The following is a 14,685-nucleotide window of genomic DNA, read 5'->3' as shown; positions in this document are numbered from 1 at the left end:
GCCCGAGGTCGGGCGGGGAGGAGGCTCAGGCGGTGCGGGCGTCCGTCTTCGCCGTGGGGGCCGCGTCGGCCGGGGCGGTGGCGTCCGCGTCCAGGTCGGTCAGGTCGCGGTGCCGGGTCTCACGGGCGACCCCGACGGCGAGGAGGGTGAGCAGAGCGGCCCCGATGACGTACAGCGCGATGGGGGTGGAGCTCTGGTACTCGGCGAGTAGGGCGGTCGCGATGAGCGGTGCGGGCGCGCCCGCCGCGACGGAGGAGAACTGGGCGCCGATGGAGGCCCCCGAGTACCGCATGCGCGTCGCGAACATCTCGGAGAAGAACGCCGCTTGGGGTGCGTACATGGCGCCGTGCAGGACCAGGCCGACGGTGACGGCGAGGAGCAGGTTGCCGAAGCCACCGGCGTCGATCAGCGCGAAGAAGGGGAACATCCACGCGCCGATCCCGGCCGCGCCGAACAGGTAGACGGGCCGTCGGCCGACGCGGTCGGAGAGGGCGCCCCAGGCGGGGATGACCGCGAAGTGCACGGCGGAGGCGATGAGTACGGCGTTGAGGGCGGTCTGCTGGGAGGCGCCGGCGGAGGTGGTGGCGTAGACGAGGATGAAGGCGGTGACGACGTAGTAGCTGATGTTCTCCGCCATGCGGGCACCCATGGCGATCAGGACATCGCGCCAGTGGTGACGCACCACGGCTACCAGCGGCATCTTCTCGACCTGCCGCTCACCGCCGGACGCGGCCTTCTGTGCCTCGGCGCGGGCCAGGGCCTCCTTGAAGACGGGGGACTCGTCGACGGAGAGCCGGATCCACAGGCCGACGATCACGAGAACACCGGACAGAAGGAACGGGATGCGCCAACCCCAGGACGCGAAGGCGGCGTCGGAGAGGAGGGCGGTGAGGGCGGAGAGCACACCGGTGGCGAGCAACTGCCCGGCGGGGGCGCCGGTCTGGGGCCAGGAGGCCCAGAATCCGCGGCGGCGCGCGTCACCGTGTTCGGAGACGAGCAGCACCGCGCCGCCCCACTCGCCGCCGAGCGCGAAGCCCTGCACGAGACGCAGCACGGTCAGGAGCACCGGCGCCGCGGTGCCGACGGTGGCGTGCGTCGGGAGCAGACCGATGGCGAAGGTGGCGCCGCCCATCATCAGGAGGCTGAGCACGAGCAGTTTCTTACGGCCGAGCCGGTCGCCGTAGTGGCCGAAGACAAGGGCTCCGAGCGGGCGGGCGGCGAAGCCCACGGCGTAGGTGAGGAAGGAGAGGAGGGTGCCGACGAGCGGGTCGGACTCGGGGAAAAAGAGCTGGTTGAAGACGAGAGCGGCGGCTGAGCCGTACAGGAAGAAGTCGTACCACTCGATGGTGGTGCCGATGAGGCTCGCCGCGACAATGCGCTTGAGACGGGAGGGTGTTGGTGGAGCGGACGCTGCGGAGGCCATGTGCACCACTTCCAGGCTTGGGCGGGGGGAAGGACGTGTCGCCACAAGGTAGGAACAGGCAGGTCAGTGGCACATGTGGTGGGGCACCATACTTCGGGAGATCCATGTGTCCGCGGTCCACGCCGTCCGGGACGATCGGCCACGCGCGGCCCACACCGCCCGTGCGGTCCACGCCGCCGCCCGTGCGGGCAACGGCAGGCGGACCGCGGACGCGAGTGGCCGTCAGCTGCCGCCCGTTGAGCCCCCCGAGTCCTGGTCCTGGTCCTGGCGGTCGAGGATGGTCAGGACGACGGCGGTCGCCGTGGTGGGGTCGCTGTGGCGGACTGCCTCGAAGAGTTCCTCGTGCGAGGTGTCGTTCCGGGCGATGGTGTGTTCCATGCACTGGTCGACCTTGATGCTGTCGCGCAGCGCGTCGCTCATGCCCTGGTAGAGGTCCCGCAGTACGGAGTTGTGGGCGGCCTCGGCGATCCGCAGATGGAAGTCCACGTCGGCGTCGGCGAAGGCCTCCACGTCGGCGTTCCGCCCGGCGGCGGCCCTGCGGTCCAGGGCCTCGCGGAGCCGCTGGAGATCGTCCTCGGTGCGCCGGGTCGCGGCCAGGCGGGCGGCGACCAGGTCGAGGCCGTGGCGTACGTCCATGACGTCCGTGGCGCCGGCGTCGTCGAGGCGGCGGCGGAGCGCGACCTGTGCCTCGTCGGTGGCGGTCACGAACGTGCCGTGGCCCTGCCGCGTCGTGAGCAGGCCCGCGTGCACCAGGACGCGGACGGCCTCGCGGACCGAGAGCCTGCTGACCCCGAGCATCTCGGCGAGCCGGGTCTCCGACGGGATCCTGTCGCCGAGCTGCCAGGTGCCGCGGGCGATCTCCTGCCGGAGCTCGGCGAGTACCCCGTCGACTAGGGACGGTGCGCGCTCCACGTTTTTCATGTCTCCCTACCCCTTCTCTGGTCATCAGAGGACCTGATAACTCTAGCAACGCGTTCTTCTCCGACGAAGGAGTGACAACTGTCCATGAGGCATGCCTTGTTCACCGCAGTACGCCCGCACGGCGCGGAAGTTCGCGACCTTCTGGTGTCCGACGGCCGTATCGCCGCAGTCAATCCGTCCGCCCTCCCCGAGGGATGTGTGACCGTCGAAGGCGGCGGCGACCTGGCACTGCCCGCGCCGGTCGACGCCCATATCCACCCCGACAAGACCACCTGGGGACAGCCCTGGCTCAGCCGCGCCCCTGCCGGGACTCTACGAGACCTGATCGACGGTGAGGTCGCCGCCCGGTCCACGTTCCGGGCCTCGGCCGAGGAGCGCGCGGGCGCCCTGATGGACCGCGCCGTCACGCGGGGGACACGGGCGATGCGCGCCCATGTCGATGTCGCGCCCGTGTACGGACAGGCGAACGTGCACGGTGTGGGCGCCGCCGCCGCGAAGCGGAGCCATCTGCTCGACGTACAGGTGGTGGCCTTCCCGCAACTCGGCCTGCTCACCGCGCCCGGGACGGCGGAACTCCTCGAACAGGCCCTGGCCGAGGGCGCGGACGTGCTCGGAGGGCTCGACCCGGTGGGCGTGGACGGCGACATGGACGGGCAGCTCGACTTCCTGTTCGGCGTCGCGGAGCGCACCGGGGCGCCGATCGACATCCACCTCCACGACGGCGGCCCTTCCGGCCTCGCGCAGGTCACCGAGATAGCGCGGCGGACGGTGGCGGCCGGGATGCGGGGCCGGGTCACGATCAGCCATGTGTTCTGCCTGGCCGAGCTCGAAGGCGCCGAACTCGCCGAGATGGGCGAGCGGTTGGCCGAGGCGGGAGTGGCGCTGACCACCTGCGCGCTCGGCGCCGACCCGGTCGTCCCGTTCGGCCCGCTCACCGCGAAGGGGGTCCTGGTCGCGGCGGGTTCCGACGGTGTCCGTGACCCGTGGACCCCGTTCGGCGACGGCGACATGATCAACCGGGCCCATCTGCTGGCGTACCGCACGGACGCCCGCACCGACGCCGAACTCGCCGCGTGCTACGAGCTGGTGGCGCACGGCGGTGCCGCGCTTCTGGGGCTCGACCGGGTCGGCCTTGAGGTCGGTGACCCCGCCGACTTCGTGCTGCTGCCCGCCGAGTCCGTGGTGCAGGCGGTCGTCGACCGGCCCGTTCCACGCCTCGTCGTGCACGACGGCCGCGTGGTCGCCCGCGACGGCCGACTCACCGACCCCGCCGACCCCGCCGACCGCACAGCGGCAGCTGACCGCACCGACCCCGCCGAGCGCGGCCAGTCCGTCCAGGCCGCCACCGGCCGACCCGTCGAAAGGGCGTCGAGATGATCCGCCGTACCGTCCCCGTGATCGGGCTCGTACTCGCGCTTGCCGCCTGTTCCGCGGCGCAGCAGCCGTCGGAGCAGGGCAAGCCACCGGCGAAGCTCGACCTGAGGACCAGCACCGCGGCCGCCTCCAAGGGGCTGGACAAGGTGACCTGGAACCTTCCGTACGAGCCGCAGACGCTGGACCCGATCCGGTCCTTCAACTACGCGGAGAACACCGCTCTGGCCAATATGTGCGAGAGCCTGCTGCGGCTGACCCCCGACTTCAAGATCAAGCCGGGGCTCGCGGAGAAGGCCGAGAACCCGGACCCGACCACCTGGGTCTACACGCTCCGCAAGGGCGTGAAGTTCTGGAACGGCGACCCGCTGACCGCCGAGGACGCCGCGGCCAGCCTGCGCCGCCACCTCGACCCGGCCCTCGGCACCTGGTGGGGCGACTACTTCCACACGGTCAAGTCCGTCAAGGCGACCGGGCCGATGCAGGTCACCGTCAAACTCAAGCAGGCCGACGTCCTGTTCAACCAGGCGATGGCCACCGCCGCCGGCGCCGTCGTACAGAAGAAGTTCCTGGACAAGGCCGGCAAGGGCATCGGCACGCCCTCCGACGGGGTGATGTGCACCGGACCGTTCGAGTTCAAGAGCTGGCAGTCCGGCGACTCGATGACGCTCGTCCGCAACGAGGCGTACTGGGACAAGTCCCTGAAGGCCAAGTCCCGTTCGCTGAAGCTGCGATTCATCGCCGACGAGACGACCGCGGTGAACGCGCTGCGCTCCGGCGAGGTCGACGGACAGTTCTTCTACCTGCCGCCCGCCGGGCTCGGCCAGCTGAAGAAGTCGACCAGCGGCTCGGTCACCCTGGGCCGTTCGCTCACCTTCTGGACGCTGCTCGGTTCGGCCGAGTCCGGCCCGTACGCCGACCCGAAGGTGCGCCGCGCGCTGTCGCTCGCCCTCGACCGGGCCGCGATCTCCAAGGTCGTCTTCCAGGACACAGCCGCTCCGCAACGCGCCCTGACCGGCAGCGACTACTGGGGCTACGCCCGCGACACCTTCAAGAAGGCCCACGGGGCGCTGCCGCCGGAGACCCCCGACCAGGCCGAGGCCGAGCGGCTGCTCGCCGAGGCGGGCAAGACCGAGAAGCCCGTCGTCATCGGCATCCAGGGCAGCTCGGCCGTGCACGAGCAGACCGCCAACCTGCTCAAGGCCACCGGCGAAGCGCTCGGCCTGCCCATCGAGATCAAGGTCATCCCGGTCGAGCAGTACGGCAACCTGTACAGCGATCCCAAGGCGCGCAAGGGAGTTGATGCCTTCCTGAGTACCTGGTACGGCAACGTGCCCGACCCGCTGGACGTGTACACGGTCTTCCTGAAGGGCGGCCGGACCAACTTCAGCGACTACAAGGCGGTCGACGCCGACATCGAGAAGGCACGGGCCGAGGCCGACCCCGCCGCCCGCGCGAAGCTCGTCACCGGCATCCAGAGCAAGGTCACCCGCGACGTCACCTGGATGCCCCTCAACAACCTGCCGGTGATCCTGTACATGAACGACCGGGTGACCGGAGCCGTCCCCTCCTTCCCGTACCTGTACTACCCGTGGGCCGCCGGTCTGGGGGCACGATGAGGTTCCTGCTGCGGCGCCTCGCCGGCCTCGCCGTCGTCCTCGTCGTCGCCTCCTTCCTCGTCTACGGCCTCCTTTACCTCGTCCCCGGCGGCCCGATGGCGTTCCTCCTCGGCAACCGCAGCGGCACGCCGGAACAGATCGCCGCGATCCGGGAGCAGTACCGGCTCGACGACCCCTTCCTGGTCCGCTACCTGGCCTGGCTCGGGGACGCCGTACAGGGCGACTTCGGCAGCTCCCTCGTGTACCGGCAGGACGTATCGGCACTGCTCACCGCGCGCGGCACGACCACCGCACTGCTCGTCGGATACGCCACGGCCGTCATCGTCGTCGTCGGTGTGGCCGCGGGCACGGTGGCCGGGCTGCGGCCCGGCCGGGCCGACGCGGTGATCAGCACGCTCTCCTCGGCGTCCCTGGCCGTGCCGACCTTCGTCATCGGCGTACTCCTGGTGATCGTCTTCGCCCTCGGCCTCGGCTGGTTCCCGGTGTTCGGGCCCGGCGAGGGATTCCTCGGCCGGCTCCATCACCTCACCCTCCCCGCGATCACCCTCAGCCTGGGCAGCGCCGCCTTCCTGGCCCGCATCACCCGCGCCTCGGTCCGCGAGGAACTGGGCCGCGAACATGTGGAGACCGCCCGCAGCCGAGGCCTCGCCGAACGCCACGTCATCCGCAGGCACGTGCTGCGCAACGCGTCGATCCCGGTGGTCACCGTCACCGGCCTCACCGTGGCCGGCCTGCTCGCCGGCTCCGTCGTGGTGGAGAACGTGTTCGCCCTCGACGGCCTCGGCTCACTGTTCGTACGGGCCATCCTGCAGCGCGACTTCGCCGTCGTGCAGGCCGTCGTGCTGGTCCTCGTCACCGCATTCGTCCTCGTCAACCTGGTGGTGGACCTGTGTTGCAAAGCGCTCGACCCGAGGCTGAGCCGATGACCGCCCTCGACACCGTCCGGCCGCGCGGGGGCTTCCGCCTCCCGCGGCCGGGCCCCGCCCTGCGCCGACTCGGCCCGCTCGGCACCGGCGCCGCCGTGCTGCTCGCCGCGGTCCTGGCGACGACGCTGCTCGCCCCGGTCGTCGCCCCCTACGACCCGAACCGGCCCGACCTGTTCAACGCCCTGGCCGGCGCCTCGCCCGCGCACCTCCTGGGCGGGGACGCGCTCGGCCGCGATGTGCTCTCCCGGCTGATGTGGGGCGCCCGCACCACCCTGAGCGGACCACTCCTGATCATCTTCCTGTCCACCACGATCGGCACGACCCTCGCCATCACGGCGGCCTGGGCGGGCGGCAAGGTCGACGCGGTCGTCTCCCGGCTGCTCGACGTGCTGTTCGCGGTGCCCGGCATCGTGTTCGCGCTCGTCGCGGTGGCCGTACTCGGCCCCGGCGTCCCCGGAGTCGTCCTCGGCCTCACCATCGCGTACACCCCGTACGTGGCCCGGGTGGTGCGCAGCGCCGCACTGCGCGAGCGCCAACTGCCGTACATAGCCGCCGCCTGGGTGCAGGGCCGGTCCGCCGTCGGCATCTGCGTACGGCACCTGCTGCCCAACCTGCGCCCCCTGATCGTCGCCCAGTCGGTGTCCGCCCTCGGCTTCGCCGTCATCGACCTGGCCGCGATCTCGTTCCTCGGGCTCGGCGTCCAACCACCCACCGCCGACTGGGGGTTGATGGTCAAGAGCGGCCTGGACAGCGCGACCCGCGGCCAGCCGCTCGAAGCCCTCGGCGCCGGCCTCCTGATCGCGCTCGTGGTCGCCGCGGTCAACATCCTGGGCGACCGCATCGGCAGAGAGGAAGGTGAACTGCGGTGAAGATCCCCGAAGTACAGGACAAGCCCCGTGACGTACGGGAAGACCTCCTCGACGTACGCGGACTGAGCGTGGCGGTGCGCGCCGGACGGAGCTGGCGCACCCTCGTCGACGGGGTCGACCTGGCCATCGGCGGCGGCGAGGCCGTGGGCCTCGTCGGCGAATCCGGCTCCGGCAAGTCCATGACGGCACGCGCCCTGCTCGGCCTCACCCCGCCCGGCGCCCGCGTCACCGGCGACATCGCCTTCGACAGCGACCAGGTCACCACCATGAACCGGCGCGCCCTGCGCGAACTGCGCGCCCGCCGCGTCGCGATGGTCTTCCAGGACCCACGCGCCCACATCAACCCGGTACGCAGCGTCGGCGACTTCCTCACCGAGGCGATGATCGCCAACCTCGGGGTCGCCGCCGCCGAGGCGCACGCCCGCGCGGTACGGCTCCTCGCCGATGTGGGCATCCCCGACGGCGAACGGCGACTGCGCCAGTACCCGCACGAACTCTCCGGCGGACTGCTGCAACGCGTCATGATCGCGTCGGTGCTCGCCGTGGAACCCGACCTGGTCCTGGCCGACGAACCCACCACCGCCCTGGACGTCACCACCCAGTCGGAGGTCATGGCGATCCTCGACGAACTCCGCCGGGAACGCGGCATGGCCATGCTCCTGATCACCCACGACCTGGCCCTCGCCGCCGCCACCTGCGACCGCATCTCCGTCATGTACGCGGGACGGATCGTGGAGACACAGCCGTCCACCACCCTCACGGCCACACCCCGCCACCCCTACACCTCGGGGTTGATGCTCTCGCGCCCGAGCATCGACACCGTCGCGGACCGGCTGCCCGTGATCCCCGGGCGGCCCGTCGCGGCCTTCGAGAGCGGCGAGGGCTGCGCCTTTGAACCGCGCTGCGGGCACGCGAAGCCGCACTGCCGGGACCTGAGGCCTCCGGTCCAGGACGTGGAGGGGGCGCGGGTGGCCTGCGTACGAGCCGGTGAACTCACCTTGCGGGGAGACGTGGACGTATGAGCGACACAGTGATCGAGGCGACGGGGCTGCGCAAGGAGTTCGGCACGGCGGTCGCCGTGGACGACGTGTCGCTGACGCTTGAGCGCGGCCAGTCCCTCGCGGTCGTCGGCGAGTCCGGATCGGGCAAGACGACGCTCGCGCGGATGCTGGTCGGCCTGGAGACCCCGACGGGCGGAACGCTCCGGGTGTGCGGCCGGCCGCGGCCACCGGGCCGGGTCTCGTCGCGCGAACGCCGCAGGCGCGCCCGCGAGATGCAGATCGTGTTCCAGGACCCGTACTCCTCGCTGGACAAACTGCAGCGGATCGGCGGCGTCATCGAGGCCAGTCTCGACCTGCACTTCTCGCTCACGCCCGGCGAACGGCGCAAGCGGGCCCTGGAGTTGCTGGAGGCGGTAGGCCTCGCTGAGCGGCACGCGACGATGCTGCCCCGCCAGCTCTCCGGCGGCCAGCGGCAGCGCGTCGCCATCGCACGGGCGATAGCCGTCGAGCCGCAGGTGCTGGTCCTGGACGAGGCGGTGGCCGCGCTCGACGTGTCCATCCAGGCGCAGATCCTCAACCTGCTCGCCGACATCCGCGAACGCAGCGGCATCAGCTACGTGTTCATCTCGCACGACCTGGCCGTCGTCCATCAGATCAGCGAGGTCGCGTTGGTGATGTCCGGCGGCCGCGTGGTCGAACGGGGCCCCACCGGCGCCCTGTTGAGCGACCCGCAGGAGGAGTACACCAAGTCGCTACGGGCCGCGGTGCCGCGCCCCGGCTGGAAGCCGAGCAGGAGGGCGGTGAGCGGAAGCGCGGCGAACGGAAGCGCGGCGAGCGGAACGGCTGCGAGCTGACCGCGTCGACGGGGTCCGGCCCGAGTTCCCCGCGCCGGGCCCCGCGAGCGCCACTACGCTCGACTGCGTAGCCGACGACGGAGGACTGTCATGGCTGTGGTCGAGTACTGCCTGGTCGCCGTGGACTGCCCCGAGCCCGACGCGCTCGCGGAGTTCTACCGGGCGCTCCTGGGCGGCGAGGTCAAGAAGTACGACGACGACTGGTACGACCTGTACCTGCCCGGCGGCCACCGCATCGCCTTCCAGCGCGCCCCCGGACACCGCCCGCCGAACTGGCCGCGGGCCGACGACAACTCGCAGCAACTGCACCTGGACTTCCACGTCAAGGACATGGCGGCGGGCGAGGAGCTGGCACTGTCGCTCGGCGCGGTACCGCTCGACCTGGACGACGGCGACGGGAAGCGCGGATTCCGGGTGTACGCGGACCCGGCGGGCCACCCGTTCTGCCTCTGCCAGGCCTGAAGCCGCGGCGCCTGCACGCGGTCGGTACGCGGAGGCACGTGGCGGTACGACGCGCGTGCGCGCGGCTCCGGTGGTTCGCTGGAAGGAACTCCACGAGCGCAACGAACTCCACGAACTCCACGAACTCCACGAACAAGGGAACCGCCGTGGCCCCACCACCGATCAGCCGATGTGTCACCGTCACCCTGAGTGACTGCCGCGCCGACGACGCGCACGCGGTCGTCGACCTGCTGACGGGCCTGTTCCCGTACGAGGAGACCGGCGGCGCACACCCCGTGCCCGGCGCCGATCCGCCGCACAGCCCGACGGTGTGGGCGGCCACGCTCGACGTGTCGACCTCGCCCAACGAACCCCCGCGCACCGCTCCGCTGGAGGCCCCGCTGGAAGCGCCGGTGGAGGTCACGCTGCAGGGCGCGCCGCACGACGTGGTGGCCGTGCACGCCGCGCTCGCGGAGGCCTTCACCCTCGACGACGAGGGCATGGTCTCCGGTGACCAGGAGCAGGAGGTCCAGCTGCGGCTCACCTCACGGTGACGCGTACGGACCGTACGGGCCTGGCGCCCGATCCCGGTGCCCTATCCCGGTGCCTGATCCCGGTGCCGGTGAGCCTCAGCGGCCGCGTCGCACCCGAGCCGCCTTACGGGCCTCGGCGAGCTTGCGCGCCTCATCGGCCTTGCGGGACTTGCCGCCGCCACCGCGCGAGCCGCCCCCGGCGCCCCCGGTGCCGCCAGCGCCGCCGGTCTTGTCGCGGGAGTCGTCCTTGCTGCTGCCCAGACCGCGGAACGGCTTGTTGGTGTTCTTGGGTCGCTCCTCGGCGGGACCGTCGAGCGGCTTGCCGGGCGGGGTCTTCGCCCCGGTGATCCGGCTCAGCTCCGCGTCGCCGGAACGCACCTTCGTCACCCGCGGCTCGATGCCCGCCTCGTCGGTCACCCGGCTCATGTCACGGCGCTGGCCGGAGAGCACCAGTGTCACGACCCGGCCGGACTCCCCGGCGCGCGCGGTGCGGCCCGCGCGGTGCAGGTAGTCCTTGGGGTCGGTGGGCGGGTCGACGTTGACGACCAGGTCGAGGTCGTCGACGTGCAGGCCGCGGGCGGCGACGTTGGTGGCGACGAGCGCGGTGATCTGCTTGTTCTTGAACTGCGCGAGCGTACGGGTGCGCTGCGGCTGCGACTTCCCGCTGTGCAGCGCCGCGGCGTGCACCCCGTTGGCGCGCAGGTGCCGGGTGAGCAGGTCGACGGAGTGCTTGGTGTCGAGGAACAGCAGGACCCGGCCGTCACGGGCGGCGATCTCGGTGGTGACGGCGTACCGGTCGGGCCCGTGCACGACCAGCACATGGTGGTCCATCGTCGCGACGGCACCCGCGGACGGGTCGACGGAGTGGACCACGGGATCGTTCAGATACGTGTGGACCAGCTGGTCCACATCGCGGTCCAGGGTGGCCGAGAACAGCATCCGCTGGCCGTCCGGAGCGACCTGGTCGAGCGCCTCCGTGACCTGCGGCAGGAACCCCAGGTCACACATCTGGTCGGCCTCGTCGAGCACGGTGATCCGCACCCGCCCGAGGCGGCAGGCCTTCCGCTCGATGAGGTCGTGCAGGCGGCCGGGGGTGGCGACGACGATCTCGGCGCCGTCGCGCAGCGCCGCGACCTGCCGGCCGATCGAGATACCGCCGACAACCGTCGCGATCCGCAGCCGCAGCGCCTCGGCGTACGGCGTGAGCGCCTCCGTGACCTGCTGGGCGAGCTCCCGCGTGGGCGCGAGGATCAGCGCGAGCGGCTGCTTCGGCTCGGCCCGCCGCCCGGCCGTCCGGGCGAGCAGCGGAAGCCCGAACGCGAGGGTCTTGCCGGAGCCGGTGCGCCCGCGCCCCAGAACGTCGCGCCCCGCGAGGGCGTCCGGCACCGTGGCCGCCTGGATCGGGAAGGGCTCGACCACGCCGTGCTCGGTGAGGACACGCAGTACGGCGGGCGGCAGTTCAAGGTCGGCGAAGGACGCGACGGAGTGCTGGTCGTGCTGGTGGTCCATGAGGAGCCTTCCGCAGGGGAACGTACCGAGGAAGGCTCGGCCGGAGTCAGCAGATGTCGGCGGGCCGGCGGACGAGGTGTCGGACCTGTCGGACCGGGCGGGCGGAACCGCCTTGCGTCGCGGCCGTGCAAACGTTTGAGGCTAACACGGTGCGTATGTCCGGCCCGGCGCTCGCCGGGAGCGGTACTCGCCCGGAGTGGTACTCGCCCGGAGCGGTGCTCTCGGTATCCGGCGCTCTCCGGTATCCGGTGCGGTTCCCGGCCGGGGTGACAGGCGCGTTGCGGCGGCGTGAAGGGACGGGCGCGGACCTTGACCGGGTCCGACGGTGGGCGTCAGGCTCCTGGACATGACCGCGACGATCCCTCTCGTCCCGCGGCTCCACGTCGACCTGGGGCGGCTCGCCTCGGCAGCGTGTCGTCGCCGCGCCGCGTGACCCCGGCAGCGCCCGCTCACGCGCTCTGACGCACCGCGTTTCCCGCCGTGCTCCTGCCGCGCCTGGCCCGTCGACTCCGGCGCGTTCCGTACCGCCCTGTGCGTGACCGTCAACACCCTTACGTGTACGGGTAGTTGACGCCCTCACCCGCGCGCCGCCGCACCCGGACGTACCCGTGCCCGGACGTACTCGTACCCGTACCCGCCCCACCGAAGGGAACCCCATGACCTCCGCGCCCACACAGACCACACAGACCACCCAGACCACCACCCCCACCACGTACCCCGAAGGCGTGACCGTGCGGAAGGTGGGTGGCCGGATCGGGGCCGTCGTGGAGGGGGTGCGGCTCGGGGGTGATCTCGACGAGGTGACCGTGGCCGCCGTACGGACCGCGATCCTGCGGCACAAGGTCGTCTTCTTCCGGGGCCAGGAACACCTGGACCCGACGAGCCACGAGGCGTTCGCCGGGCTGCTCGGCACGCCCGTCGCCCATCCCACCGTGCCGTCCGTGGACGGGCGTTACGCGCTTGGCATCGACAACGAGCGCGGCGGCCGCGCCAACCAGTGGCACACCGACGTGACGTTCGTGCCCGCGTACCCGGCCTTCTCCATCCTCCGCGCCGAGGTCGTCCCGCCGTACGGCGGCAACACCCTGTGGTCCAACACGGCCGCCGCGTACACCGAACTGCCCGAGCCGCTCCGCGTACTCGCCGACAGCCTGCGCGGGGTGCACACCAACGACTACGACTACGCGGCCGTCCGGCCGGGGGCCACCGGCGCGGCCCTGGAACAGCACCGCAAGGTGTTCACCTCGGTGAAGTTCCAGACCGAGCACCCGGTCGTGCGCGTGCACCCCGAGACCGGTGAACGCACCCTGGTCCTGGGCAACTTCCTGCAGAAGCTCACGGGTTTCGCGGCCAGGGACTCGCGGGGCCTGATCGACATTCTGCAGTCACACGTCGAGCGCCCGGAGAACACGGTGCGCTGGCAGTGGCGCGCCGGTGACGTCGCCATCTGGGACAACCGCGCCACCCAGCACTACGGCGTGGACGACTCCGACGCCCACGAGCGCACTCTGCGCCGCGTCACCGTCGACGGCGAGGTGCCGGTCGGCGTGGACGGCGAGACCTCGCGCCTCCTCGCCCCGGAGTCGGTGCCGGACCCGGTCCACGGCATCGCCTCGGGCGCCTCCACGAACGGCAGGGTGGCGGAAGCGGCCTGACGGAGCGTCACGGAGGCGGGTGGCGTGCGCGGGGCCCGGCCACCGGACCCCGCGCGCCCGCCCTTGTCGTTACAGTCCGAGCTCCTCCGCCGCGAGCCGCGTGCCCTCGATACGCGCCTTGACCTTGGCGAAGGCGGTCTCGCGGGACGTGGACGCGTCATCGGCGAACGGCGCGAAGCCGCAGTCGTCGCAGGTGCCCAACCGGTCCACCGGGATGTGCCGGGCGGCGAGCAGGACCCGGTCGCGTACCTCCTCGGCGCTCTCCACCCTCGGGTCGATCGGGTCGGTCACGCCCACGAACACCCGTACATCGGCCGGGAGGTGCTCGGCGATGATGCTCAACACCCGCTCCTGGTCGGCCTCACTGGCGAGCTGGACGTAGAAGTTGCCCGCGTGGAGCTGGAACAGCTTGGGCAGCAGTTCCGCGTAGTCGACGTCGAGGCTGTGGGTGGAGTCCTGGTCGCCGCCGGGGCAGGTGTGCACTCCGATACGGGCCCGCTCGGCCGCGCTGAAGCGGTCCAGGACCCGGTTGTTGAGCGCCACGAAGGAGTCGAGGAGCCCGCCGCTCGGGTCCAGCTTCAGGGACAACCGGCCCTCGGTGAAGTCGAGTTGGACGGCGTGCGCGCCCGCGTCGAGGCAGCCCCGGATGTCCGCCTCGGCCTCGTCGACGAGATCGTCGAGGAACGCCTCGCGCGAGTAGTCCACGATCGCCTCGGCCGGGTAGAGCAGACTCAGCGCGGACGGGGCGATCACGGCCTGCTTGACGGGCAGTCCGGTGTGCTGCTGGGCCGCGCGTAGGTACGCCACGGCGTGCGTACGGTAACGGAACGGCCCGGCCGTCAGCGCGGGCAACTGCCGGGTGTGCCCGTCGGCGAACGGGATGACGGCACCCTCGGGGCTCAACGTGTCGAGCCCCGCCACCGGGTAGGTGGCGAAGCTCGGCTTGGACTGCTCGCCGTCCACGAGCACCGGGGAGCCGAGCTGTTCGAGGCGGCCGAGCGTGTCCGCCACGGCCTGGTTCTGGAGCTTGGTGAGGTCGTCGTCGCCGATGCGGCCCGCCGCGTGGTCGGCGAGCGCGTTCAGGAGCTCGCGCGGGCGGGGGACGGAGCCGATGGATTCCGTGGGAATGCTCATGCCGGGCAAGCTAGATCACTCGCGTGGGGCGGCGACGGACGAGTCGCGATTCCGCCAGGCCCCGAGGGGAGGTTGGCCGGAACGGCATGCCGTTGGCCAGGGGTTCACGGTTCGATCAGGCCGGATCGGATCGCCACCCGACCACGGACACCTCCTGGCCACCGACCACGGAACCGTCCCGGCCGCACGGCCCCGACCACGGAACCGCCCCGACCACGGAACCGCCCCGACCACCAGCGCCAGGTATAAGAAGGCAGCGCCAGGTATAAGAAAGCATGGGCAATTCCCGCAAGCGTTCCCTCCGCAGCCTCCTCCGGGGCGTCGACCACTCCGTGTTCCGGCAGGTCGCCGCGCGTTCCTGGCCCGGGGCCGAACCCGTGTTGCCGCGGCTCAGCCGGGCCGCGAACCACGGGCTGCTCTGGGGTGGCG

13 protein-coding genes are annotated in these 14,685 nt (G+C 71.7%); 9 read left to right on the top strand and 4 right to left on the bottom strand.

Translation table 11 applies throughout. From position 1 onward, the window contains the following. Positions 1-25 precede the first annotated feature (25 nt). Positions 26-1,423, bottom strand: a complete 1,398-nt coding sequence (locus GUY60_RS21790) for an MFS transporter (protein WP_161700403.1) — start codon at positions 1,421-1,423, stop codon at positions 26-28. A 222-nt stretch (positions 1,424-1,645) separates the two neighbouring features. Continuing rightward, entirely contained in the window at positions 1,646-2,344 is a 699-nt protein-coding gene (locus GUY60_RS21785; RefSeq protein ID WP_161700401.1) for a FadR/GntR family transcriptional regulator, read from the bottom strand. Positions 2,345-2,428: 84 nt separating this feature from the next. Between GUY60_RS21785 and GUY60_RS21780 the strand changes: the two genes are divergently transcribed. From GUY60_RS21780 to GUY60_RS21745, 8 genes are all read left to right on the top strand, one after another. Next, the gene (locus tag GUY60_RS21780; RefSeq protein WP_161700399.1) at positions 2,429-3,721 is read left to right on the top strand and encodes an amidohydrolase family protein; all 1,293 of its coding nucleotides are present in this window, start codon (positions 2,429-2,431) and stop codon (positions 3,719-3,721) included. Continuing rightward, a complete protein-coding gene (locus GUY60_RS21775) occupies positions 3,718-5,334 on the top strand; it encodes an ABC transporter substrate-binding protein (RefSeq protein WP_161700397.1) in 1,617 nt (538 codons plus the stop codon). Before GUY60_RS21780 ends, GUY60_RS21775 begins: the two co-directional genes overlap by 4 nt. Beyond that, complete coding sequence (locus GUY60_RS21770) at positions 5,331-6,260, top strand: ABC transporter permease (protein WP_161700395.1); 930 nt, start codon at positions 5,331-5,333, stop codon at positions 6,258-6,260. Before GUY60_RS21775 ends, GUY60_RS21770 begins: the two co-directional genes overlap by 4 nt. Further along, complete coding sequence (locus tag GUY60_RS21765; protein WP_161700393.1) at positions 6,257-7,129, top strand: ABC transporter permease; 873 nt, start codon at positions 6,257-6,259, stop codon at positions 7,127-7,129. The genes GUY60_RS21770 and GUY60_RS21765 overlap by 4 nt, the downstream gene beginning before the upstream one ends. Then, positions 7,126-8,151, top strand: coding sequence for an ABC transporter ATP-binding protein (locus GUY60_RS21760; protein ID WP_312866379.1), 1,026 nt, complete (start codon positions 7,126-7,128; stop codon positions 8,149-8,151). The genes GUY60_RS21765 and GUY60_RS21760 overlap by 4 nt, the downstream gene beginning before the upstream one ends. Further along, the gene (locus tag GUY60_RS21755) at positions 8,148-8,984 is read left to right on the top strand and encodes an ABC transporter ATP-binding protein (RefSeq protein WP_161700391.1); all 837 of its coding nucleotides are present in this window, start codon (positions 8,148-8,150) and stop codon (positions 8,982-8,984) included. The genes GUY60_RS21760 and GUY60_RS21755 overlap by 4 nt, the downstream gene beginning before the upstream one ends. A gap of 90 nt (positions 8,985-9,074) precedes the next feature. Continuing rightward, entirely contained in the window at positions 9,075-9,446 is a 372-nt protein-coding gene (locus GUY60_RS21750) for a VOC family protein (RefSeq protein WP_161700389.1), read from the top strand. Positions 9,447-9,592: 146 nt separating this feature from the next. Beyond that, entirely contained in the window at positions 9,593-9,979 is a 387-nt protein-coding gene (locus GUY60_RS21745) for a hypothetical protein (RefSeq protein WP_161700387.1), read from the top strand. 75 nt (positions 9,980-10,054) lie between these two features. On the opposite strand, the gene GUY60_RS21740 is transcribed toward GUY60_RS21745, so the two are convergent. Continuing rightward, positions 10,055-11,467: a DEAD/DEAH box helicase gene (locus GUY60_RS21740; RefSeq protein ID WP_161700385.1), complete on the bottom strand. Its 1,413-nt coding sequence runs from the start codon at positions 11,465-11,467 to the stop codon at positions 10,055-10,057. 656 nt (positions 11,468-12,123) lie between these two features. On the opposite strand from GUY60_RS21740, the gene GUY60_RS21735 reads away from it, so the two are divergent. Next, entirely contained in the window at positions 12,124-13,122 is a 999-nt protein-coding gene (locus tag GUY60_RS21735) for a TauD/TfdA dioxygenase family protein (RefSeq protein WP_161700383.1), read from the top strand. A gap of 69 nt (positions 13,123-13,191) precedes the next feature. On the opposite strand, the gene GUY60_RS21730 is transcribed toward GUY60_RS21735, so the two are convergent. Continuing rightward, positions 13,192-14,256, bottom strand: coding sequence for a cobalamin-independent methionine synthase II family protein (locus GUY60_RS21730; protein ID WP_161700381.1), 1,065 nt, complete (start codon positions 14,254-14,256; stop codon positions 13,192-13,194). Between the last annotated feature and the right edge of the window lie 429 nt (positions 14,257-14,685).

The organism is Streptomyces boluensis (genome assembly GCF_009908195.1).
GTDB lineage: Bacteria > Actinomycetota > Actinomycetes > Streptomycetales > Streptomycetaceae > Streptomyces > Streptomyces boluensis.
The sequence above is the reverse complement of the archived record's forward strand: the minus strand, read 5'-3'. Positions and strand labels throughout refer to the sequence as shown.